Here is a 22,602-nt window from a genome sequence, read left to right as displayed (position 1 = left end):
CCTTCCGCCGCGCGCCCCGGCGCACATGCCGCGCGCCCCTTCCGCCGCGCGCCCCTTCCGCCGCGCGCTCCTTCCGCCGCGCGCCCCTCGGCGCTCCTCTGCGGCGCCTCAGTGCCCCGACACGTCGTCGACCTGCGCGAAGGCCTCGACGAGGCGCTCGCGGGCCCGCGCCGACAGCGGCGGCGCCTCGATCGACCGCACGTTCTCCAGCAGGTGCTCCACGCTGCTGGTCCCCGACAGGATCACGTGCGCGCCGGGCTCGTCCCTGCAGAAGCGGTACGCCGCGTCCGGGAGCGACGCGACGCCCTCCCCAGCGAGCAGGCGATCCAGCCCTTCGTCGGCGAGCGCTCGCGCCACCTTGCCCCGCGCCGCAAGCTCGGCGAGCAGCTCCCTCAGCCGCTCGGGCCGGCTCAGCGCGCGCCGGACCGCGAACATGATCAGCGTCCCGATGTCCTTCGCCCGCGTCAGCGGGAAGACCCGCTCCCGCGCCGACTGGTTCAGGAGGTTGAACCCGACCATCACCACGTCCCAGAGGTCGTCGCGGAGCGCCTGCGCCAGCATCGCGTGCGTCGGATCGGCGGCGAACGCCTCCGTGATGCCCAGGAAGCGGATCTTGCCCTGCTCGCGCAGGCGCAGCAGCACGGGGACGATCCGCTCCCGCAGGTCGGCGTACCGGTCCGGGAGCACGCCGTGCAGGTGGTAGACGTCGACGTGATCCGTGCCGAGCCGCTCGAGGCTCGCGTGCAGCGACGACACCACGTCTTCCGGCCGGAGGGGCGCGTCGAGGCGCGTCGTCTTCTTCGTCGAGAGCACCACGCGATCGCGCGGCACCTCGCGGAGCGCCTTGCCGATGAGCTCCTCGGTCCCGTACGCCTCCGCCGTGTCGATGAAGCTCACGCCGCGCTCGATGGCCGCGCGGACGAGCCGGAGCGACTCGGCCTCGGCGACGCGCCCCGACCCGAGCCGGCTGTCGCCGCCCGCGCCCAGGCCGAGCACGCTGACCTCCAGGCCGGTCCGCCCCAGGATGATGCGATTCACGTGGTCCTCTCTCTCTGTTCGATGAACGGTGATCTCCCCGGCGCGAGGCGCCCGCCGGCCGGGGCTCACTCCTTCGGGGCGACCTTCCACGACGTGAAGCGCCGCTCGACGCGCATGAGCAGGTGATTGAACGTCAGCCCGAGCGTCGTGATCGTCAGGATGCCGACATACATGCTCGGGATCTGGAAGTTGTATTGCGCGTAGATGATCAGGTATCCGAGCCCCGCCTTGGCCCCGATCATCTCCGCCGCGACGAGCACGAGCAGCGAGTAGGCGCCCGCCAGGCGGATACCCACGAAGATGGTCGGGATCGCCGCCGGCAGGATGACCTTGCGGAACAGCTGGATCGGAGAAAGCCCCATCGTCCGCGCCGATTTGACGAGCAGCGGATCGACCCCGCGCACCCCGCTGATCGTGTTGAGCAAGATCGGCCAGGTGCACGAGTAGATGACGAGCGCGATCTTCGAGGCCTCGCCGATCCCGAGCAGCAGGAGGAACACGGGCAACAGCGCGAGCGCCGCGGTGTTGCGCAGCACCTCGAGCAGCGGGTTGATCGCGTCCGCCACGGCCTTGTACCACCCGATCGCGAGCCCGAGCGGCACGCCCACTAGGATCGCCAGCGAGAAGCCGGTGAGGGAGCGCGACAGGCTCGCCTTGATGTGGCTCAGGAGCTGCCCGTTCTGGAGGAGCTGCCAGCCGGTCGCCAGCACCTCGGACAGCGGTGGCAAGAACGCCGCCTCCACGAGCCCGACCCGCGGCGCCGCCTCCCATAGCGCGGCGACGAGGAGCAGGATCCCGGAGCGCGCGACGGCGCGGCCGAGCCACCTCCCCACCTCGGTCACGAGCTGCGCCTGCTGCGGCTCCTCGGGCAGCGCGATCGATTGCGGGACGCTAGCCATTGACCGCCACCACGCCCGCAACGGCGCGCCCCTCCGCCGCGCGCTTCTGCTTCTTGAGCCGCTCCTGCTCCTCGGCCTTGAGCACCTCCTCGCGCAGGAGCGTCCAGATCTCGTGCCGCAGCCGGCCGAACTCCGGCGTCGACCGCGCGTCCTCGTAGCCCCGGACCTCCTCGGGGATCTCGATGATCCGCTTCACGCGGCCGGGCCGGGACGTCATGATCGCGACCCGCTGCCCCAGGTACACCGCCTCGTCGATGCTGTGCGTGATGAAGAGGATCGTCTTGCGCGACCTCTCCCAGATCCGGAGCAGCTCCTCCTGCAGCGACTCGCGCGTCTGCGCGTCCAGCGCCGCGAACGGCTCGTCCATCATCAGCACCTCCGGGTCGTACGCGAGGCTCCTGGCGATGGCCACGCGCTGCTTCATGCCGCCCGACAGCTCGTGCGGATACCGTTCCTCGAAGCCGGAGAGGCTGACGAGCTCCAGGTAGCGCTGGGCGATCTCCTTGCGCTGGCTCTCCGGGACGCCCTTGGCCTCGAGGCCGAACTCGACGTTCCCGCGCGCCGTCCGCCACGGGAAGAGCGCGTATTGCTGGAACACGATGCCCCGGTCGAGGGCCGGGCCCGTGATCGGCTTGCCGTCGAGCAGGAGCTTCCCGCTGGACGGCTTCGACAGCCCGCCGAGGAGATCGATGAGCGTCGATTTGCCGCACCCGCTCGGCCCGACGAGGACCAGGAGCTCGCCCGCCCTCACGTCGAGGCAGAGGTCCTCGATGGCCGTGAACCGCGCGTCCTCCTTCGATCCGGCGGGCCCCTTGACGGCGAACGTCTTGCTCACGCTCTGGAACTGAATCTTGCTCATGGCTCCTCCTGCTGCCCATCCTCGATGAGGGCCCGACGCCTTCACGGACCGCCCTTCCAAAACGGGTTGAAATCGTTCGTGTACACGCCGCCGCCCGCCGGCGCCGAGGGCGCCCTGGAGCATCCGATCGCGACGAGCGCGAGGAGCAGCGCTGCGAGCGCACGCCAGGCGCTCTCGAAGGGGGTTCTGCGGCCGCGCGGGGTGGGACGACGGCGTCCAAACGTGATCCGAAAGTCAAGCCCAACCAGCATGGAACGACCGCAACTCCCGCGACGTGGCGCGCCGTCACCCTGGGATGTGCTCCTCCAGGCGTGCCGCTGGGCGCCCTCATCGACCGTGCCGGAGACGCAGAGCACGCGACGTACCAACCGCCCGCCGCCCTACGAGACGCAAATCCGCTATAACAGAGAGCCGCCTGCTGCTGGCGCAGCAGGCGCTGCGCCGGGGGTGTTGCTGCAGCAGCAGTGCAGCCGCCCGGAGCGGATCGGCCGGCGCGGGGCGTAGCCCGAGGACGGAAGCGATCTCGACGACCGGCGAGCGTTCAGGGTAATTTTTCCGTGTACATGACCGTCTCCACTGCGTTGCCAGAAGAAGTCGAGGACGAACGTCTTGCACGCGGGCGCGCGCGCCTCCTCCAGCGAGCGCCGCTTGCGATCGTCCAGTACGGCGCGGATCTCACGATCGAGGACTGGAACGGGGCGGCCGAGCGCCTGTTCGGCCCTGCGCGGCGCGACGCGCTCGGCCGGCGCGTCGACGAGCTGCTGCCGGCGTCCGGCGACCCTGAGGCGTGGCGGCGGCTGCTGGCGGAGGACGGCGCGGCGTCGCGGGTCTTTCGGCACGTCACCAGGGATGGTGTCGCGGTGCACGTCGAGTGGCGGCATGAATGCCTCCTCGATGAGCGCGGGGGGGTCGTCGGCGTCGGGGTGTTCGGGCACGACGTGACGGAGCGGGTCGAGCAGCTCCGCCGCCACGAGCAGAAGGAGGTGGTCCTGCGGACCGTCGCGCAGACGCTGCCGATCATCATCTGGGCGATCGATCGCGAGGGGATCTTCACGTTCCACGAGGGCAGCGGGATCGCGAACGCGGGGCTCCAGGAGGGCGAGCACATCGGCAAGAACGTGTTCGATCTCTACGCCGGCAGCGACGGCATCGACATGCTCCGGCGGGCGCTCGCCGGCGAGGGGAGCCATTCGCTCAACTCGACGCACGGGGTGTTCTGGGAGAACTGGGAGATCCCGGTCCGCGACGAGCGCGGAGAGGTGTACGCGGTCGTCGGCCTCACCCTCGATATCAGCCAGGCGAAGAACACGGAGCAGGAGCTCCGGACCAAGCTGGAGCTCATCGAGCGGCAACAGCAGGTCATCCGCGACCTGTCGACGCCCATCATCCAGGTGTGGGACGGCATCCTGACGCTGCCGATGATCGGGGTGCTCGACAGCCAGCGGACCGCGGAGGTGATGGACACGCTCCTCGAGGCGATCTCGCGGATGGGCGCGCGGTACGCCATCCTCGATCTCACCGGCGTGGACATGGTGGACACGAAGACGGCGAGCTATCTCCTCGACCTGGTCGGCGCGATCCGGCTCCTCGGCGCCGAGGGCATCGTCACGGGCATCCGCTCGAACGTCGCCCAGACCATCGTGAGCCTCGGCCTCGATCTGAAGAACATCACGACCCTCGGGAACCTCCGCGCCGCGCTCCAGCACTGCATCCGCCAGATGAGCAAGGAGCGCGCGGCCGGCGCGACGCAGACCGCGCTCGAGCGCCGATAACGGCGCTCCCAATCGCGGACCGTCTCTCGTCTCTCGTCTCTCGTCTTTCGTCTCTCGTCTTCCGTGCGCGTCCTTCGTGCGCGTGCGCGTGCGCGATTCCCCGGATCAGCGCGCACGTACGAAGAACCGCCCTAGCGCGCCGTCTTCTCCTTCTTCGCCGCGCCTTCGCCCAGCGCCTTCGCCAGCGTCTCCACGAAGACCCGGACCGCCGCCCGCGCGGGCGCCGCGTACACCGCGAAGATGGCGCGCGTCGACGCGCCGTACTCCGGCAGCACGCGCCGCAGCGCGCCGCTCTCGAGGTGCTCCTCGACGACGTAATCAGGCAGGTTGGCCACCCCGATCCCCGCGACCGCGGCGTCGCGCAGCGTCAGCGTGTCGCTGGAGCGGAGCGTGCCGCTCACCTGGATGACGCGCTCCCCCTCGGGACCCACGAGCGTCCACCGCGGCACTGGCTCCATGTTGTGCGTGATGCAGTCGTGATCGGCCAGGTCCTCCAGGCGCCGCGGCGTCCCGTGGCGCCGCAGGTAGCGCGGGCTCGCGCAGAGCACGCGCCGATCGTCGGCGAGCCGCCGCGCGACCAGCGACGCCGGCGAGATCCCCGCAGCCTGGCGCACCGCCACGTCGACGCGCTCGGCCACCAGATCGACGATGCGATCGGTGATGTCGAGATCGATCCGGAGCTCCGGGTACTTCGCGCGGCAGGCCAGCACGGCGGGCGCGACGCGGATCGTGCCCAAGATCGTGGGCGCCGAGATGCGCAGGGTCCCCCGCGGCGTCCCGTCGAGATCCGCGACCGCCCGCTGCGCCTCCTCGACGTCCGCGAGGATCCGGCCGGCGCGCTCGGCGTAGAGGTCCCCCGCCTCCGTGAGGCTCACGCGGCGGGTGGTCCGCCGGAGGAGCTGCACCCGCAGGCGCTCCTCCAGCCGCGCGACCTGCTTGCTGACCGACGACGACGTGAGCCCGAGCGCCCTCGCCGCCGCCGAGAAGCTCTGCAGCCGCGCGACCTCCAGGAACGCCCTCATCTCGCCCAGATCACCGACCGCCGGCTCCATCTGATTCGTTCCTTCCGCGACGCAATCCTCGTCGGCAGACCAGGATTATCACGAGCATGCGCCGGATCTAGCTTTCCTGGAGCGCGAGGCGGCTGCCTCGCCGCGAAGGCGAGGCGGCTGCCTCGCCGCCAAGGAGGATCCCATGCTTACGCAGGCTCGCGGGCACACCGGAGTCGCGCTGCTGCTCTTCATCCTGACCTCGGTCTTGGCCGCGGATCAGCTGGCCGCGCCGCCCCCGGCCCAGGGCGGGCCGACCACGCTGCGGGCGCTGTACGGCCTCGAACCGGTCGACCGGCTCCACCGGGCGCGCACGGCGCTCGTGCTCGTCGACCTCCAGGAAGAGTTCTTCTCGGGCGGCCTCACGCTGCCGGACGCCCGGGCGGCGCTCGAGAAGGCGACACGCCTGCTCGCCTGGGCCCGGGAGAACGGGATCACGGTCGCGCACGTGCGGAACGTCGCCCCCGAGGGCGCGCGGCTCTTCGCCGAAGGCAGCCCGCGCGCCGACTTCGTCCCCGCGGCGCGGCCGCGCGCCGGAGAGCTCGTGATCACGAAGTCGATGGCCGGGGGCTTCACGAAGACCGAGCTCGACGCCGAGCTCCGCCGCCGCGGTATCGACACCATCGTCGTGAGCGGCCTCATGACCCACCTCGCCGTCGACTCGACGGCGCGGGACGGGCTCGTGCTCGGCTACCGCGTCCTGCTCCCGAGCGACGCGTCGGCGAGCCGCGATCTACCCGCCGTCCAGGGCGCGCGAGGCGCTCGCCTCATCGACCACCGCACCTTGCACGAGGTCTCGCTCGCGGCGCTGGCCGATCGCTTCGCCGACGTGCTGCCGACCGAGGCCGTCCTCGCGCTGCCGCTCCACGACGCCGCGCGGTGAGCGCGCCGGCCCGCCCCTCGGCGCCGGCTCACGCCACGCGATCGATCACCCCCTGAATACCCTCCTGCTTGGAACAGTGCGCGCAGCAGTAGAACGCCCCTCCGGCCTCGACGCCGTGCCCCACGATCCGACAGGCGCAGTGGGCGCACACGGGCGCGAGCTTGTGAATCGCGCACTCGAAGCAATCGAAGGTGTAGGTCGTGCCGCCCACCATGATCTGGAAGGCCTTGTCGTAGCTGTTACCGCAGCAATCACACGTGTTCATGGGGACCTCTCAACGGTTACGGGATGACGTTGCGCCGCGATTCGAGCTCAGCCGGCGGCCGCGATCACGCCGGGCTCCTTCGGCGGCTGCCCCGGCGCCGGCGGGTCCTCGATCTCCGGAGAGGGCTCGCCGGGCGCAGGAGGAGGCGGCGGGGGATCCCGCCGCGCCGGCTCGCCCGGATCGGGGTCGCGCCGCGGAGCCTCGCCCGGCGCGGGATCCTGCACCGGCGGGCCCTGCTCGGGGTCGCCGACCGGCGCGGGGCTGGGTGTTCCTCGAGACGGGGGGGCGTTCACCGACATGCAGGGTCCTTTCCTGGCGCGCGCTTCATAGGTCGCTGAGCTCGCATCGCCGCAGCGCGGACAAGCTGCATGAACCGCGCCACGCGCGCATCCGAGCGGAGCGCCTCGACGGGCGATGCGCTGCGCTCACCGCGCCTCGCCGTGAGGGGGGAAGGCGCGCATTCCTGTCACACTGAGGCGCGGTTGCGTGGATGAGGCGGGTTGGCGAGCGGCCGCGAGCGGCCCGGGGGCCGCCGGGCGGGCGGCCTCACGCAGGCGACCGAGGGCGCTTCACTTCGGGAGGAAGTCGAAGATCTGCCCGAGCGCCTTGGTGAGGCTCGCGGCCTCCAGCACGTCGGGCAGCACGAGCACGCCGAGCACGCTGAGGCCGATGCCCATCAGCGAGCCCCCGGCGATCACGCCCGCGCAGATCGCCTCGGTGTTCTCGGCGGCGAGCGCGTACCAGGGCCGCTTGACCGGCGCGGCGGGCGCCCCGCCGGGCTCGGTCTCGCTCAGCCGCGACTCGCGCTCGCGCGCCCGGTGCCAGCCCGCGGCGCGCCGCTCGATCAGCCAGAAGAGGAACGAGCCGAGGAACATCGACCAGATGTCGGTGAAGTTGAGGATGAACGCGAGCCCGAGGGCGACCGCGGAGAGGGGGAATCGGTTCTTCGTGAGCTGCTTCGTGACCTCGACGAGGATCCCGACGATCGCCCCGACCACCACCGCGGACTTGGCCGTCGGGTGGAGGAAGTCGAGCCCCTTCATCAGCACCTCGGCGACGGCCTTCCACGTGAGCGCGCTCGGGACCGGCAGCCGCTCCGTCCCGTAACGGCCGATGTCCCCCTGGATGAGCACGAGATACCAGATGGGGACAGAGAGCACGAGCCCCGCGACCGTCCCGAGCACGTGCCCCATCGCCTGGTGGCGCGGCTTGCCGCCGAGCATGTAGCCCGGCTTGATATCCATCAAGAGGTTCGCGGTGTTGCTCGCGACCTCGGCCGTGACCCCGGCCGTCATCAGGTTCGTCGTGATGTTCTTCGGCGCGAGGACGCCATAGGTGAGCTGCGTCAGCTTGCCGAGCGCCCCGGTCGGGGTGATCGCCGTGATCCCCGTCGAGTTCACGGCGATGAGCGAGAAGACGAACACGAGCGGGATCGCGATGACCCCGAGCCACCAGGCGATACCGAACCAGAGGTGCCCGAGCACGACGACGACGAGGCCGACGACGGGCACGCCGATGATCGACAGCTTCACCGGCAGCTCGATGTCCGCGAGCACGTCCCTCGCCCCGCCCTTCCTGGAGAGGCCCCGGAACGCGTCGAGGATCACCTTGGGCTTGGAGAAGAAGGCATAAAGCGAGGACGTGGTCATGCACGCGACGCCGCCCCAGAGCGCCCAGAGCGTGATCTGCCCGAACCCGTAATGGCCGTTCCGCGGCAGGATGATCCCGTGCTGGATCAAGAGGGGGGCCAGGATCCAGTAGTTGAGAATGCCGCCGAGGAGGAGCGACGCGCCGGTCCGGATCCCCATCAGGCCGCCGGTGGCGACGAAGATGATGCTCGTATCGAAGCGGATCGTGAGCTCGTTCAGGGGGATGCCCCGGATGGCCGGCGAGAGGCCCCATCGCTTGAGCAGGTCGGCGAACCAGCCGTGATAGAAGAACTCGTCGTAATGATGGGGGATGCTCTTCAAGGCGAAGAGCGCGCGCATCACCTTGTCGTCGCGGAGGAGCTCGAGCAGGGCGCTCGCGAGGCCGCCGCCGAGGAGGAGCTTCGCCTTGAAGAGGCCCTCCTTCTCGTCGCTCTCGTGCAGCGCGTCCATGACCACGCCGGCGGCCATGCCCTCGGGGAAGGGGAGCTGCTCGTCGTTGATGAAGCGCTTCTTCATCGGGAACGCGAAGAGCACGCCGAGGATGGCGAGGATGAACATCCAGACCATCGCCCGGCCCATGGGGATGATCGTGGTCGTGACCATCGAATAGGCCGCGAGGCTGGTGAAGAGCGGCGCGTTCATGTATCCGGCCGACGTCGCGATGGACTGCATCGCGTTGTTCTCGAGCACGGTCATGTCGCTCGCGAGGCCAAGCCGGGAGAGGACCTTGAAGAGCCCGAAGGCCAGGATCACGCTCGTGATGCCGACGCCGAGAGACCAGCCGGTGCGCGCGCCGATGTACAGGTTCGTGAGCGAGAGGAAGGCGCCGAGGAGCATGCCCGTGATCCCGGAGCGCCACGTGAGCTGGGGCATGTCGCCGCGGTAGACGTTCTTCAACCACCATGTGTCCTTCTCTTCGAGCGACATGGTGTGGATCTGCTCGGGCGTGAGCTGCTTGATGGCCATCCGGCGACCTCCGCGCACCTTGTACCATGGTGAGCGACGCGCCGTGCATGCCTTCGGCGAGCGCCGGCGCGCCCGCGCGTCTGGCGTCGAGTCAGGGAAACCCCGAGAGCAGCGAAATAGCGGGCCTCGTGTCGCGCGGCCCGCGCCGCGCTAGTCGTCTCGGCCGCTGCCGGCGAATCCGTCTTCCCGGCGGGCGAAGAGCACGTTGAACGTGGTGAGCGTCCCGTAACAGCCGGTGATGTACGCCTGGAGCTGCACCTTCTCTGCGTCGCTCAGGCCCTCGTGCGCGTTGATCTTCTGCTCCAGCACGCGGAGCTTGTCGCGGAGCATGACGATCTTGTGGAAGAACACGTCGAGCGGGATGCGCTTCTCGGCCGTGCCCTCCTTCCCGGGCCGGAGGACGATCTCCCCGCCTTCCCAGCGGCCGCCCATCTCCGCGCGGCCGACGCCGAGCTCCTCGGACAGCACCTCGCGCAGCACACGACGGAACTCGTCGATATCCATGTCGATGTCGATCTCCCTTGGCAGCGGCGGACGGAAGGGCTGCGGCGCGGCGCCGGCCCGGCGCTCCGGCGATGGCGCCCCGGTCGGCCGGGACCTGCCGCCCGAGCCGCGCGGCTGGCCCGCGGCCCGCGGGGGCGGCGGCGGCGGCGGCGCGCCCTTGGCGCGGTAGCGGGCGCACGTCGCCGTCGCCTTGACCGGCGGCGGGTACACCTCGAGGGCGCACTCGCCGACGCGACCGCGCGCTGGATCCTCATGCACCCGCGTGTATGCCGCGCAGCTTCCGCACCGGCCTGCGTAATCGTTCACCGCGGCGCCACTCTACCAGCTTTGCCGGAACCGGGGGGCGCATTGTCGGCGCGAGGCCGAAACGGGCGGCGCGACGACCCGGCCGGCGCGCGCGCCGTCCCGGCCGGCCCGCCGCGCTCCCGCCGCGGGCCCACCTCGCGCCGCCCGCCGGCCCGTCGCGCCGCGCAGCCTCGTCGCCCGCTCGACCGTGCCAGGCGAGCTCATCCACGCTCGCCGGCGAGCCGCTCCCGCCGCCGGGCCAGCCACGCCCGCGCCTCCGGCTCGTGCTCGACGAAGTGGACCGCGACGTCGGCCCCGGTCGCGAGCGCATAGCCGCGGATCACCAGCTCGGTCAGGACCCTGCCCGTGAAGGTCGCGCGGTAATAGACCAGCCCTCGGATGGGGGGCACCCTGCCCGATTCCTTCATGACCGTTCTCCGGGACTCGGCCGGCACCCGGCCGAGCTGGGACACGTCGCCGGTGATCAGCATGTAGCGCTGCCCGGCGAAGTGGAATGCCATGAAGTCGAAGAACCGCGCTGCCTCGTCCGGCGAGACGTCGCCCCGCATCATCAACTCCAGGGTGTCCGCATGCTCGCCGATGCGGGCGGTATGCTCCCCTATCCTCAGCACGCGCTCGAACATGTGGACTCCCCCTGATGTGATGTTCCGGCACCCCGGGACAGCTGCGCCGCCGCGCCGCGGGCGAGCGCGAAGCCAGCCCAGGATACGGTTCTACGCGCGGCACCGGCGGCGCGTCAACGTGGGGGACGCCTGTCGCAGGGAGGGCGAGACCGCCGCCATCGGGCTGCTACCATGGTCGCCCGTGCGTCCCCCGGCCTCGCTCCCCGCCCTCGTCGCGCTCGTCTCCCTCGCCGCCTGCGCCGCGGATCCGCCCCCCCGCGCCGCGGCGCCCGCGGCGCCCCCGCCCGCCGCCGCCGCGGCCGGCAGCCCCGCCGCGGCGCCTCCGCCCGCCGCCGCGGCGGCGCCCGAGGCGGCGCGGCCGCCGCTCGAGTTCATCCGCGACGACGTGCCGCGGGCGCGCGAGAAGGCCCGGGCCGAGGGCAAGGCGCTGTTCGTCGATGCGTGGGCGCCGTGGTGCCACACGTGCTTGAGCATGAAGCATTACGTGCTGACCGATCCGTCGCTGCGCCCGTTCGCGGATCGGGTGGTGTTCGCCGACATCGACACGGATCGACCGGAGAACGCGCCGTTCCTGGAGCGGCACGAGGTGACGGTGTGGCCGACGTTCTTCGTCCTCGAGCCGGTGGACGGCCAGGTGGTCGGGCTCTGGCGGGGCGCCGCCTCGGTCGAGGAGCTGCGCGAGCTGCTCCGCGAGGCGCTGCACGCCATGGACTCCAAGGCGGCCTCGGCGCTGCCTCCGGACGACCCGAACCGCTTGCTGGTCGAGGCGAAGCGGGCCCACAGCGCCGGCGACCACGCGGCGGCGGCGGTCGCGTATGTGCGCGCCCTGGCCCGGGGCGGCGAGGCGTGGCCGCGGCGCAGCGAGGCGCTGCTCGGCCTCGTCTCGGCGCTCCGCCGGAGGGACCCCGCGGGGTGCGCCGAGGCCGGCATGAGGCACATCGCCGAGGTGAAGGGCGCGGCGCTGCCCGCCGATTTCGCGAGCGTCCTGCTCTCCTGCGCGTCCGCGCTCTCCGACGCCAAGGCCCAGCGCGCCGCGCGCGAGGCGGCGGTCGGCCGGCTCAGGTCGATCGTCGCGAGCCCGCCCGCGGACTCGAGCGCGGACGACCGGGCCGACGCGTGGGGCCTGCTCGCCGAGGGGCTCCAGGCGCTCGGCGACGCGGCCGGGGCCCGCGCGGCGAACGAGTCGAAGCTCGCCGTGCTGGAGCGGGCCGCGAAGGAGGCGAAGGCGCCCGAGGCGGCCGCCGCGTACGACTACGGGCGGGCCATGGCGTACCTCGCGCTCTCGCGCGGCGACGAGGCGGTCGCGATGCTGAAGGCGCGCGAGGCGCAGATGCCGGGGTCGTACGAGCCGCCCGCGCGGCTCGCGCAGGTGCTCCACGCGATGGGCCGCGAGGCGGAGGCGCTCGCCGCGGTCGAGCGCGCCATCGGCCGCGCCTACGGCCCGCGGCGGCTGCGCTACCTGAAGCTCCGCGCGGAGATCCATCAGAAGCTCGGTCAGGGCGCGGAGCAGGTGGCGACGCTCCGCGAGGAGGTGGCCGGCTACGAGGCGCTCCCCAAGGGCCTCGCGAGCCAGGCGGCGCTGGACGACGCGCGGCGGCGCCTGGCCGAGGCCGAGAAGGCGCAGCGCGGGGTGAAGAAGCGCTGACGGAGGCGGGTGGACAGGTCGCCGCGATCGGGCTTCGTCCCTGGGATCTGCGCGGCTCCGCGGCGCCCGCCCCCGGTCAGGGACAGTCGTCGCCGATGCTCAGCCCGGTCGCGAAGAGGTGGTGGGCCTCGGGCTCTCCCCGCCCCGTCGCGGTGACGTCGACGGTGATGTTGCACAGCACGTAGTCGCTCGGCCCGGCCTCCCACGAGAGGGTCCCGGTGGCGCCGGTCACGCTCACTTTGCGGCCTTTCGAGGTCCCCGCCGGGCCCTCGCAGTCGGCCGCCCGGTCGGTGATCAGCACATAGGCGGCGCTCCAGCCCTCGGGAGCCTCGATGTCGAGGCCCGTCTGGACGAGGGGCGGCGTGATCGCGTTGAGCTGCACGCACCGGTCGAGCTCCCGATCGGCCTTGCGCACGAGCAGGTGGTCGGGCCCCGGGTAGTACTGCACGTTGTACTCGGCGGCGGGCGGCGCCTCGCCATGGCCGCCGCCGCCCGTGTCGCCGTGCTCGGCGGCGGGCGGCGCCTCGCCCTGGCCGTCACCGCCGCCCGTGTCGCCGCTCCCGGGCGCGGGCACGACGACGTTTCCGCAGGCGGCGAGGGCGAGACCGAAGAAAAGCGCGAGGGAAAGGGAAGCAGCGCGGTGCATGATGCCGAGGCTCTCATACGCGGTCGCCGGTGAGGAGCGTCCAGCAGCATTCTGCGCGTGAGCCGGTGTGGGCACCCCGCGTGTCGGGCGCCCGTCTACAGGCACCCGTCGTTCACGGCCACGCCAGTGGCGCGGAGGAGCGCGGTCGCGGGCTCCGTCGGGAAGGTGGCGGTGATGTCCACGTCGAGGGTGCACGGCATGGATGTTCCCCCCGAGAGATCCATCGACAGGCTCCCGATGGCGCCCATCGCGCGCACGGCCTCTCCAGCGGGCTTCGACGCCCCCGGCGCGCAGCCGGCCGCCCCGCTGGTCCTCTCGATGCGCGTCACGACCCAGGTCTCCGGGAGCGTGGCGACGTCGAAGTCCTCCGGCGCGCTCTCGGCCGGCGCATCGGCGTAGAGCGTCACGCACTGGTCCGTCTCCGGTTCGGCCTTGTAGACGACGAGGTGATCGAGCCCGCCGGCCCAGTAGGTCGCGGCGTAGTCGCCGCCCACGGGCTTGAGGCAGGAGGTGGACTCCGAGACGTCCACCCCGGCCTGCTGCGCGGAACACGCATTGCAATAGAACTGACCGTCGCAGCCGCAGACGCCCGGGCAATGCGCGGGACATACCTCGGGGCGGGCGGAGCACTGGCCCACGGTGTCGAAGGTCCCGCACGAGTCGTCGGGGAAGTCGCAGAACTCCTCTGCGCTGCAGATCCCGCCGCTGCGCGCCCCGCAGGCGACCGGCGCGCCGCCGCTGCCCGAGGTCGCGCTCGTGGCGCCGCCGTCGCCGCCGGCGCCGCCCGCGCCGCCGCTGCCGGGCGGATCGTTGACGACGCCGCCGCAAGCGGCGAGAAGGAAGCCGGAGAGGACCGAGAAGCGGAGCGTACGGTTCATGGGCGGAGTATGCCACGACCGGTCCTAGGCCAGGAGCGGCCTGGGCCAGCGGCCGTGAGCAGCGGGACGAGGCCAGGCTTGTGGAGCGCTTGAAGGAGAGGGCCTCGAGACGCCGGAAGGCGGCAAGGTCGAGAAGCATCGACGGCGAGCTCTGTCGTTCGGTGGCTCGATCTGCTCCGGAAGAGGACGAGCGACGGGCACGCTTCTCGTTGTCGGAGCGACGGCGGAGCGACGGCGGACGGGTCCACGGTCTCGTCGTTGCTCGCGAACGTGTGCCTGTGCCGCTGCTCGCGAACGTGCGACCGTACTACGCGCCCGGCGTGTAGGTGCAGCAGGCGGCGCAAGCGCCACGGACGGCGGGGCGGTCATCGTTCGCCGCGCGGATGGCCTAGCTCTGGAAAATTCCGCTTACTGTTTAATTTTGAGCATCCGAAGAAAATGGTTCGCGTCGTCACATCGCTGGTCTATAAGGCGTAGGGGGCGACGGGGACGATGAGCGCAACACGCCGGCGGGGCTCTCAGCGGCAATGTTCGTTCTCGTGCTCGTCGGTGTTCCGACACAGATGGAGACATCCGAGCCGAGCGCCGGTGTGAGCCTCGGGTGGATTCGGGCCGAGGCCGCGCCACGCATCGCGGCGGGGCCGCATGGGGGAATATGGTACACGAGATGTGCTGTTGAAAGGCGCCGCCATCCGCGTGTGAACGGTGCCTGCCCAATGCGCCGCGGCGGGCCGCGCTCGGGAGCAATGGTGGCGCAGAGGCGCCGTCGTGCAGCTCCAGGCCTGCGGCCGTCAGCGTGCTAGCTGGGATCTTCGAATACCCACCTCTACCATCTCCGGCAACCGGGAGCATGGGGTAACAACCGAGGCGTCCCGCAGGCCGACACGAGCCTAGGAAACCGATCGGCACGGGAGAGGAGTAGCGCTCGCCCAGGACGTATCGCCCGAGCAGCAAAGGACCTCGGGCGCAACGCTTCACACGGACGGGCAGAGCGCTGGTAAGCGTGCGCGGCAGCTGGCGAATCGGGTGTGGCGCCGTCGGAGCCATGCATCCTGCGCCGATCGTCGAGCGCAGCGCGTACCTGCAAGGGGCTGCCTCAGCAGCCTCTCCAGGCCGCAGGATGGCCGACCGTTCGCGCACTGATACGCACCTTCATCCGCCAAAGCGGCGCGCTCTATATCCGCTATAACGGACGATAAGGAAGGTCTTGACAAGACACGGACCCAACAACGAGACTGCGCACCACTCGCTCTGATGCCGCCCGTTAATGCGCGAACGCCAAAGGCGCTCCTCGCCAGCGCCATTCAAACTGCCAGAGGTCAAGGTAGCACCTTGTCCGACGGCGCGATGACCATCGAATGGACGGCCATTGACGATGTCATCGCGGCCATAGAGGCCTTCCTCCGGGAGCGCGGCATTGCGCCGGACGACATGTTGGCGCTGGAGAGCGCCAACTCGGTGCCGGGCGCGCTCACGCTGCTCGCCCTCCTCTCGCGAGGCGCGAGCTTCGCGTTCTTGCCAGCGCCGGTGTCCACGGCTCCTGCCCAGCCTCTGCCCCGGTTTCTCCGCCACAGGATCCGCGTGCGAAGCCCGCTCGCGGAGGGCAAAGGAGATCCCGTCTCTCTCCTGCGGCCAGAGACGTTCCTCGAAGTCCGCGCGATTGAGGACCACCGCCCGCTTCCTCAAGGCTCGCCGCTCCGCCGCGACCGGCTGCTCCTGCGCACCTCGGGCAGCCTCGATTCCCCCAAGCTGGTCGTGCATACCCATGAGGGGCTGCTGGGCAACGCCCTCAACGCGGTCGAGCGCCTGTGCCTCGACGGCGCGGATCGCGTCCTCATCCCGGTGCCCCTGGCCCACATGTACGGCCTCGGGGCCGGCTTCCTGCCAGCGCTGTCGGTGGGCGCCAGCATCGCGCTGGTCGAAGGTGCGAACCTCTTGCGGTACATGGAGCGCGAGCGGAGCTTCCGGCCCACGGTCGCTTTCCTGTCCCCGAACCTCTGCACGATGCTGCTCCGGCCGCGCAGCGCGCCCGGCCACTACCGCCATGTGGTGGTGGCCGGCGACAAGCTCAGCCCTGAAGCGTTCCAGGAGGCCGAGGCGCTCTACCGGCGCGTGGTCAACCTCTACGGCTCCACCGAGATGGGCGTCATCTGCGCGGCGGATCCCCGCGAGACGGAGGGCCCCCGCGCGGTGACGGTGGGCCGCCCTCTCCCCGGCGTCGCGCTGCGCCTCGATCCACAGCCGGGCTCGGCGGAGGGCGACGGCTCCCCGGGCGATATCCGCTGCGCTCACCCTCACGGCTTCGAGGGCTATGTGGACGGCGACGGCTGTCCCTTGGCGGGCGACGCCGCGGCGCAAGCGGGCTGGTACGCGACGCGGGACCTGGGCCGCCTCCATCCTGGCGGCCACCTGGAGGTGCTCGGCCGAGGCGATCACGCGGTCAAGCGCGATGGCCGGCTCGTGATGCTGGCCGAGGTAGAGCGCGCCCTGGAGCGGCTCTCGGGCGTCGAGCGGGCCGCCGTCGTCGTCGCTGGCGAGACGAAGCGCGGCCGCGGCATCGTCGCCTTTTGCACGCCGCGCGCCGGGGCCGACATCGCGCCGGGCAGCGTGCGCCGCGCCTGTCAGGAATCCCTGCCGGCCTACGCCGTTCCCGACGAGATCCGCCTGCTCCCGGCTCTCCCGCTCTTGCCCAGCGGCAAGCTGGACCGAAGGGCCCTGCAGCGCTCCGTCTCCGCTTCCCACTCACCCCACGAGGCAAGCCCCGACCATGGACACCGCCCGAGCTGACGCTCCCTCCATCCAGACGCCCACGCCGTCGACCGACCCGAACACCGTGCAGAACATCATCGCAGAGCTCAAGAAGATGATCGCCCACGAGCTCGACGTGCGCATCGAGGAAAACGACATCGATCCCGCGGTGCCGCTGCTGGAAGGGGGGCTGATGCTCGACTCGATGGTGCTGTTCGAGTTCATCACCCGCATCGAGGAGCGCTTCGGCATCGCCTTCGCCACCCAGAACCTCAGCAGCGAGGTCTTCGCCGACCTCACGGTCCTCTCCCAGCATATCCACGCCATGATGCAGGACCGCGAACGCCACGACGGAGCGATCCAGTGACCACCCTCCAGATCTCCAGCAGCGAGCCGACCCGCAAAGGGTTCCTGACGAACTACCCGCCCTTCCGGTACTGGCGGCCCGAGGCGGTCGAGCGGTTCATCGAGCCCCGCCCGCTGAACCTCTACATCCATGTGCCGTACTGTATCCAGCGCTGCGCGTACTGCTTCTACAAGGTCACGACCTTGGGTGACAACCGCAAGGCGGAGATCGATCGGTACGTCTCGGCCCTGTGCCGGGAGATCGAGCACGCGGCGCGACACTTCCACCTCGGAGATCAGCCGGTCAAGACCATCTACTTCGGCGGCGGGACCCCGACCGTCCTCTCCAAGGACAACCTGAGCCGCATCTGGGAGGTGATCCATCAGCACTTCCAGCTGGACGAGCCTGAGATCACCGTGGAGGCCGAGCCCGTCACGCTGATCCAGAGCAAGGCGGACCACCTGAAGGCTCTGGGGGTCAACCGCATCAGCATGGGCATCCAGTCCTTCAGCGACGAGGTCGTCAGGAGGACCGGGCGGGTGGACACGGAGGAGCAGGCGCTCAAGGCGATAGAGCTCGCCAAGAGCACCGGCGCCGTGGTCAACGTGGATCTCATGAGCGGGCTCGCCGGCGACACCGACGAGCTGTGGGCGTACAGCGTGGAGCGCGCGATCGAGAGCGACGTGCACTCGCTGACCGTCTACAAGACGGAGGTGTACGCCAACGCCGGGTATTACAACGACCTCAAGCACAAGAGCCTGACGTTGCCGTCGGATGAGGACGAGCTGCGCTTCACCGCCCATGCGATCGAGCGCTTCGAGAAGGCTGGCTATCTCCCTGTGAATTTCTTCACCTTCACCAAGGGCGGCGGCTACATGCAGCAGCACGCCACGAGCTCGTGGCAGGGCCGGGAGACCTACGGGTTCGGCGTCTCGGCCTTCGGCCTCTTGCGCGGCCACGCCCTGCAGAACACCAGCGAGCTGTCGCGCTACGTCGCGCTCGTCGAGGAGGGCAAGCTGCCGCTCGCCCGTGGCTGCCGGCTGACGGCGCGCGATCTGATGACCCGCGACCTGGCGCTCGGGATGAAGCTCATCCGCTTCGATCGCAAGGAGTTCCAGCGCCGCTATGGCTTCGACGTGCTCTCCTTGTGTCGACCCACCGTCGAGGCGCTCGCCGCCGACGGCCTGGTCGAGGTGACGCCGGACGCCCTGTCGCTGACCCGGAAAGGCATTCTCTGGGGCGACTACGTGGGCCACCGCCTCGCCGCCGCTCTGGAGACGGCGGGGACCAGCGCGGCTCCGGGGGCGTCATGTACTGCCTGATCAGCGTCGTCATCCGGCAGTGGACGGCCGTGTACGAGGAGGCGCAGGCGTCCAAGCGGCGCCTCGTCGACGTGGCCACCTCCATCGAGCTCGAGCGCTCGCCTGTCTTCAATGCGGCCTCCGGCTTTCTCCTGCTCGTCGACTGGGACGCGGGGCGCGTCCTCGGCGGACTCGAGCTCCCGAAGCCCACCGGCTTCCTCCTGGAAGGCGGGAAGCTCCACGTCGCGCTCTGGGATCAAGACGAGATCGCGACCCTCGCCGGGCCTGAGATCGTCGGTCGACTGCGACACCGCTGGTTCAACCACCTGCACACCCTCGAGAGGACGTCCCGCGGCCTCCTGGTCACGAGCTCCGGGACGGACCTGCTGGCGGAGATCGACGAACGCGGAGAGCTCGTGTGGGAGTTCTTCCTGTTCGAGCATGGCTATGGCGGCAAGCGCTTCCGGCTGGGGCAGAGCTTCGATCGATCGAACGACTACAACCGGCGCTACCTGCCCGCGGCGCTGACGACCCACCCGAACTCGGCCATCCTCGTCGATGAGCACACCGTGCTGGCCACGCTCTTCACGACGGGCGAGCTCGTGCGCATCGACCGCCGGAGCGGTCGGGTGGACGTCGTCCTCGGCGGCCTGCGGCGGCCCCACGCGATCCGGCGCCGGGCCGCGGGCGGCTACATGCTCTCCGACACGGAGGGCGGCGCCGTGGTGCTGCTCGACCGGGACCTGCAGCGCGAAGGGCAGATCCCGGTGTCGTCGCCCTGGATCCAGGACGCGGTCCTCGCGGGCGAGCGCCTGCTCGTGGCGGGCAACCGCAGGATCGTCATGAACCCCCTGGCGCCCGGCCCGAAGGAGGCGGGCGGCGACAACTACGTGATCGAGCTCCGCGGAGGAGAGCCGCGCAAGAAGCTCAACTTCGGACCGGACTGCCGCGTCTACATGGTCGAGCCGATCGTCGCGGCCGACGCGGAGGCGCTCGCCCATTCCTGGAGAGGCAGCGCCATGGACACAGGCTGGCTGCGCTGGGAAGTCTCATGAAGTTGACACGCGCGCTCGAGCGGGTGCCTCGGCGCTTCGATCCAGCGCGGCTCGCCGCGGAGCTCGACCGATTCAGCGAGAGGGACTGGATGCCCTGTCCGAGCGGTGCCCTGGGCAGCTCGGCCATCTCGCTCGTGACGGCGGGAGGCTCGGCGAACCACGAGTTCGCCCTCGCCGGCCCCGCGCGGCCGACCGCGGCGCTGGGGCGTTGCCCTCACCTCGAGGAGGTCATGGGCGCCTTGGGGGTGCCTGTGGCCCGGAGCCGCCTCGTGCGGCTCTCCGGCGCGACCGAGCCGCCAGAGGCCGAGGAGTGGAATTACCACTGGTTCCGGCGGGCGCCTGTTTGCATCCCGCTGGTCACGAGCGCGGGGGTCACGGTCTCCTGCGGAGGCGAGACCGCCCACATGGCCGCGGGAGAGGCCTGGGTCATCGACAACGCGAGGCCGCACAGGCTGCACAACCCCTCTGCGGAGAGCTGTGTCCACCTGATCGTCGAGACGAGAGAGACCGCCGGCCTCTTCCGCGGGCAGGGCGGCTCGCTCCTCCTGGAGCCTTACCGCTTCGAGGTGCTGAGCGACGAGGAGTTCGCCGCGCTGACCGAGGAGATCCTCGCCGATGCGGGCCGGCGACCGATGACCGACGCAGAGCGGCTCGCCTTCGCCGACGCCATCGAACAGATCCGGAGGCGATGGGGGGCGGCGTTTCGCCGCTTCGGACACACGAGCGCGGGCGAGCTCGCCTATCAGGACATCATCCTGGACTTCCGGGAGCGGGTCATGCCGAAGCTCGCGCCGAAAGGCGCGGGGATGAAGGCCGCTGCCGTCGTCGACACGATGCTGTGGATGTCGCCGCCCGTGCCGAGGCGGCTCCACCGGCCCGTGACGACCAGGAGGAGCACGGACGCCGAGCCGCTCGGGTGTCCGGAGTTCGAGCGCCCCCTCTTCGTCGTCTCCGCGCCGCGGTCCGGCAGCACGCTCCTCTTCGATCTGCTGTCGCGCTTTCCCGACGTCTGGACCATCGGCGGGGAGAGCCATGAGATCATCCGGTCGATCCCGGAGCTCCACCCCGCGGCCAGGGGCTACAGCTCGGACAGGCTGACCGAGACCGACGCCTCGCCGGCGGTCGCCAGCGCCCTGCGGGAAGGCTTCGCGCGGCAGCTCGTGGATCGCAGGGGAGAGCGCTACCTCGATCGGCCGGCCCACGAGCGCCCCTGCAGGCTGCGCTTCCTGGAGAAGACCCCCGCGAACGCCCTGCGCATCCCTTTCTTCCGCGCGGTCTTCCCGGACGCGCTCTTCGTCCACCTCGTCCGGGATCCGAGGGAGAACATCAGCAGCTTGGTCGAGGGCTGGCGTTCGCGCCGCTTCCTCTCGTACCGGGGGATGCCCGGCTGGCCCTACCGGGACTGGAGCTTCTTCTTGCCTCCCGGGTGGTCGTCCCTCGAGGGCCGCTCGCTCGTGGAGATCGCGGCCTATCAGTGGAAGACGGCCAACGCCGTCATCGAGGAGGACCTCGCGGCGCTGCCCGCCTCCTCGTGGCGCAGGGTGAGCTACGATGAGCTGATCCAGCGCCCGGCGGAGGTGCTCCTCTCGATCGGGAAGCTCGCCGGGCTCCGGTGGGACGAGGAGGTCGAGAAGGCGACGTCCGGCGTCCTGCCCCTGTCGCGCGTGACGCTTTCGGCGCCTTCTCCCGACAAGTGGCGGCGACATGAGCAGGAGCTCGCGGCGCTCCTGCCTTCCCTCGAACCGACGACAGCAAAGGCGGCGACGCATGCAGAAGATCTCCCTCGATGAGAATCAGAAGCGCTACCTCACGCGCTTCATCGACGAGTACACGCAGAGGACGCGCTCCTCGCTGAAGAGGAGAGAAGAGACCTGGCCTGCCCTCGCCGACGCGCGCTCCTCGCAAGGCTTCTTCCTGCACCAGCCCCCCGGCGTCAGGGAGATCTGGCTGGCGACCAGGAAGCTCCGCTACCCGATCGTCGCCGAGCGCTGCGAAGGCGCCTACACGTGGGACATCGACGGCAATCGGTACATCGACTTCTGCCTGGGCTTCGGCGTACACCTCTTCGGCCATCGCCCGGCGTTCCTGGACGAGGCGCTGCGGCGCCAGCTCGACCGGGGGATGCCGATCGGGTTTCAGTCGGATCGAGCGAACGACGTCGCCGCCGCGATCGCGGCGATGACGGGCGCCGAGCGGGTCGCGCTTTGCAACACCGGCGCCGAGGCGATCATGGGCGCGATCCGCCTCGCGCGCGCCGCGACGAGGCGCGACATGGTCGCGGTGTTCTCTCAATCCTATCACGGCTCATACGACGCGGCGCTGCCCGCGATCAACGCGGCCCACGGCCTCTCGTCGAGCCAGCAGAAGGACACCCTCGTGCTCGAGTACGGCGCGCCTCGCAGCCTGGAGCAGATCGTCGAGCACGCGGACAAGATCGCTTGTGTGCTGGTGGAGCCGGTGCAGGCGAGGAGCCCCGCGACGCAGCCGGCAGAGTTCCTCAGGCAGCTGCGCAGCCTCACCCGCGACAAGGACATCGCGCTCATCTTCGATGACATCCTGCTCGGGTTCCGCATCCATCAGGGGGGCTCCCAGGCATACTTCGACATCCGCGCCGATCTCGCGACGTACGGGAAGATCCTCGGCGGCGGCATGCCCATCGGCGCGGTGGCGGGCGCGGCGCGTTTCCTGGATCAGGTCGACGGCGGCAGGTGGAGCTGCGACGACGACAGCTGGCCTGCCGTCGACAAGGTCTGGTTCGCCGGGACGTTCACCAAGAACCCGATGACCATGGCGGCGGCGCACGCCGTGGTGAGGCGCCTGGAGGCGGAGGGCAACGGCCTGCAGGAAGGGCTCAACCAGCGGACCGCCGAGCTCGTCGGGCGAATGAGCCGCTGGCTGACAGAGCAGGCCATGCCCGTGCGCGTCGAGCGCTTCGGGTCGATGTTCCGCTTCATGCTCTCTCCTGCGATGTGGATCTTGATCCCTCACCTGAGGATGCGCGGCGCGTACGCGTTCGACGGGATGACGTTCTTCGTCTCGACGGCGCACAGCGACGCTGACCTCGGGCGCCTCGAGGACGCGGTGAAAGACAGCCTGCTGACCATGAGAGCGGGCGGCTTCATCCCGTGAGCCTGCGTCGCTCGGCCCTTCTGCGTTGAATGCCCGATCCG

General features: G+C 70.6%; 20 protein-coding genes. 9 read left to right on the top strand and 11 right to left on the bottom strand.

Features of this window, described 5'->3' with window-relative positions:
* Positions 1-108 precede the first annotated feature (108 nt).
* The 3 genes from WME98_RS53930 to WME98_RS53920 all read right to left on the bottom strand — a co-directional run bounded on the left by WME98_RS53930 (position 109) and on the right by WME98_RS53920 (position 2,796).
* Positions 109-1,038: an aldo/keto reductase gene (locus tag WME98_RS53930; RefSeq protein WP_437949318.1), complete on the bottom strand. Its 930-nt coding sequence runs from the start codon at positions 1,036-1,038 to the stop codon at positions 109-111.
* 65 nt (positions 1,039-1,103) lie between these two features.
* A complete protein-coding gene (locus tag WME98_RS53925) occupies positions 1,104-1,937 on the bottom strand; it encodes an ABC transporter permease (RefSeq protein WP_437949317.1) in 834 nt (277 codons plus the stop codon).
* Positions 1,930-2,796, bottom strand: coding sequence for an ABC transporter ATP-binding protein (locus tag WME98_RS53920; protein WP_437949316.1), 867 nt, complete (start codon positions 2,794-2,796; stop codon positions 1,930-1,932). The genes WME98_RS53925 and WME98_RS53920 overlap by 8 nt, the downstream gene beginning before the upstream one ends.
* Positions 2,797-3,359: 563 nt before the next feature.
* Here WME98_RS53920 and WME98_RS53915 point away from each other — a divergent pair.
* Entirely contained in the window at positions 3,360-4,568 is a 1,209-nt protein-coding gene (locus WME98_RS53915; protein ID WP_437949315.1) for a PAS domain-containing protein, read from the top strand.
* Positions 4,569-4,699: 131 nt separating this feature from the next.
* Here WME98_RS53915 and WME98_RS53910 read toward each other — a convergent pair whose 3' ends face one another.
* Complete coding sequence (locus tag WME98_RS53910; protein ID WP_437949314.1) at positions 4,700-5,620, bottom strand: LysR substrate-binding domain-containing protein; 921 nt, start codon at positions 5,618-5,620, stop codon at positions 4,700-4,702.
* Between the two features lie 142 nt (positions 5,621-5,762).
* On the opposite strand from WME98_RS53910, the gene WME98_RS53905 reads away from it, so the two are divergent.
* The gene (locus WME98_RS53905; RefSeq protein ID WP_437949313.1) at positions 5,763-6,500 is read left to right on the top strand and encodes a cysteine hydrolase family protein; all 738 of its coding nucleotides are present in this window, start codon (positions 5,763-5,765) and stop codon (positions 6,498-6,500) included.
* A gap of 28 nt (positions 6,501-6,528) precedes the next feature.
* Here WME98_RS53905 and WME98_RS53900 read toward each other — a convergent pair whose 3' ends face one another.
* From WME98_RS53900 to WME98_RS53880, 5 genes are all read right to left on the bottom strand, one after another.
* A complete protein-coding gene (locus WME98_RS53900; protein ID WP_437949312.1) occupies positions 6,529-6,765 on the bottom strand; it encodes a hypothetical protein in 237 nt (78 codons plus the stop codon).
* A 47-nt stretch (positions 6,766-6,812) separates the two neighbouring features.
* Positions 6,813-7,064 carry a hypothetical protein gene (locus tag WME98_RS53895; protein ID WP_437949311.1) on the bottom strand — a complete coding sequence of 84 codons (252 nt, stop codon included), beginning with the start codon at positions 7,062-7,064 and terminating at the stop codon, positions 6,813-6,815.
* Positions 7,065-7,334: 270 nt separating this feature from the next.
* Positions 7,335-9,380, bottom strand: a complete 2,046-nt coding sequence (locus WME98_RS53890) for an OPT family oligopeptide transporter (RefSeq protein WP_437949310.1) — start codon at positions 9,378-9,380, stop codon at positions 7,335-7,337.
* Positions 9,381-9,530: 150 nt separating this feature from the next.
* Positions 9,531-10,190: a hypothetical protein gene (locus WME98_RS53885; protein ID WP_437331541.1), complete on the bottom strand. Its 660-nt coding sequence runs from the start codon at positions 10,188-10,190 to the stop codon at positions 9,531-9,533.
* Between the two features lie 200 nt (positions 10,191-10,390).
* A complete protein-coding gene (locus WME98_RS53880) occupies positions 10,391-10,813 on the bottom strand; it encodes a hypothetical protein (protein WP_437949309.1) in 423 nt (140 codons plus the stop codon).
* 181 nt (positions 10,814-10,994) lie between these two features.
* Between WME98_RS53880 and WME98_RS53875 the strand changes: the two genes are divergently transcribed.
* A complete protein-coding gene (locus WME98_RS53875; protein WP_437949308.1) occupies positions 10,995-12,458 on the top strand; it encodes a thioredoxin family protein in 1,464 nt (487 codons plus the stop codon).
* Positions 12,459-12,534: 76 nt separating this feature from the next.
* On the opposite strand, the gene WME98_RS53870 is transcribed toward WME98_RS53875, so the two are convergent.
* Entirely contained in the window at positions 12,535-13,104 is a 570-nt protein-coding gene (locus tag WME98_RS53870) for a hypothetical protein (RefSeq protein ID WP_437949307.1), read from the bottom strand.
* A gap of 95 nt (positions 13,105-13,199) precedes the next feature.
* Positions 13,200-13,982 carry a hypothetical protein gene (locus tag WME98_RS53865; protein ID WP_437949306.1) on the bottom strand — a complete coding sequence of 261 codons (783 nt, stop codon included), beginning with the start codon at positions 13,980-13,982 and terminating at the stop codon, positions 13,200-13,202.
* A 1,347-nt stretch (positions 13,983-15,329) separates the two neighbouring features.
* Between WME98_RS53865 and WME98_RS53860 the strand changes: the two genes are divergently transcribed.
* Genes WME98_RS53860 through WME98_RS53835 form a run of 6 tightly spaced genes read left to right on the top strand, consistent with a single transcriptional unit; the run spans position 15,330 to position 22,561 of the window.
* Positions 15,330-16,769 carry a class I adenylate-forming enzyme family protein gene (locus WME98_RS53860; protein ID WP_437949305.1) on the top strand — a complete coding sequence of 480 codons (1,440 nt, stop codon included), beginning with the start codon at positions 15,330-15,332 and terminating at the stop codon, positions 16,767-16,769.
* The gene (locus WME98_RS53855) at positions 16,750-17,097 is read left to right on the top strand and encodes an acyl carrier protein (RefSeq protein WP_437949304.1); all 348 of its coding nucleotides are present in this window, start codon (positions 16,750-16,752) and stop codon (positions 17,095-17,097) included. Before WME98_RS53860 ends, WME98_RS53855 begins: the two co-directional genes overlap by 20 nt.
* Positions 17,094-18,398 (top strand): coproporphyrinogen-III oxidase family protein, encoded by a 1,305-nt coding sequence (locus WME98_RS53850; RefSeq protein ID WP_437949303.1) that lies wholly within the window; start codon positions 17,094-17,096, stop codon positions 18,396-18,398. Before WME98_RS53855 ends, WME98_RS53850 begins: the two co-directional genes overlap by 4 nt.
* Positions 18,386-19,432: a hypothetical protein gene (locus tag WME98_RS53845; protein WP_437949302.1), complete on the top strand. Its 1,047-nt coding sequence runs from the start codon at positions 18,386-18,388 to the stop codon at positions 19,430-19,432. Before WME98_RS53850 ends, WME98_RS53845 begins: the two co-directional genes overlap by 13 nt.
* Positions 19,429-21,222 (top strand): sulfotransferase, encoded by a 1,794-nt coding sequence (locus tag WME98_RS53840; RefSeq protein ID WP_437949301.1) that lies wholly within the window; start codon positions 19,429-19,431, stop codon positions 21,220-21,222. The genes WME98_RS53845 and WME98_RS53840 overlap by 4 nt, the downstream gene beginning before the upstream one ends.
* Complete coding sequence (locus tag WME98_RS53835) at positions 21,200-22,561, top strand: aminotransferase class III-fold pyridoxal phosphate-dependent enzyme (protein WP_437949300.1); 1,362 nt, start codon at positions 21,200-21,202, stop codon at positions 22,559-22,561. Before WME98_RS53840 ends, WME98_RS53835 begins: the two co-directional genes overlap by 23 nt.
* Positions 22,562-22,602: the final 41 nt, after the last annotated feature.

The organism is Sorangium sp. So ce296 (assembly GCF_051529605.1).
Lineage (GTDB): Bacteria > Myxococcota_A > Polyangia > Polyangiales > Polyangiaceae > Sorangium > Sorangium cellulosum_D.
The sequence above is the reverse complement of the archived record's forward strand: the minus strand, read 5'-3'. Positions and strand labels throughout refer to the sequence as shown.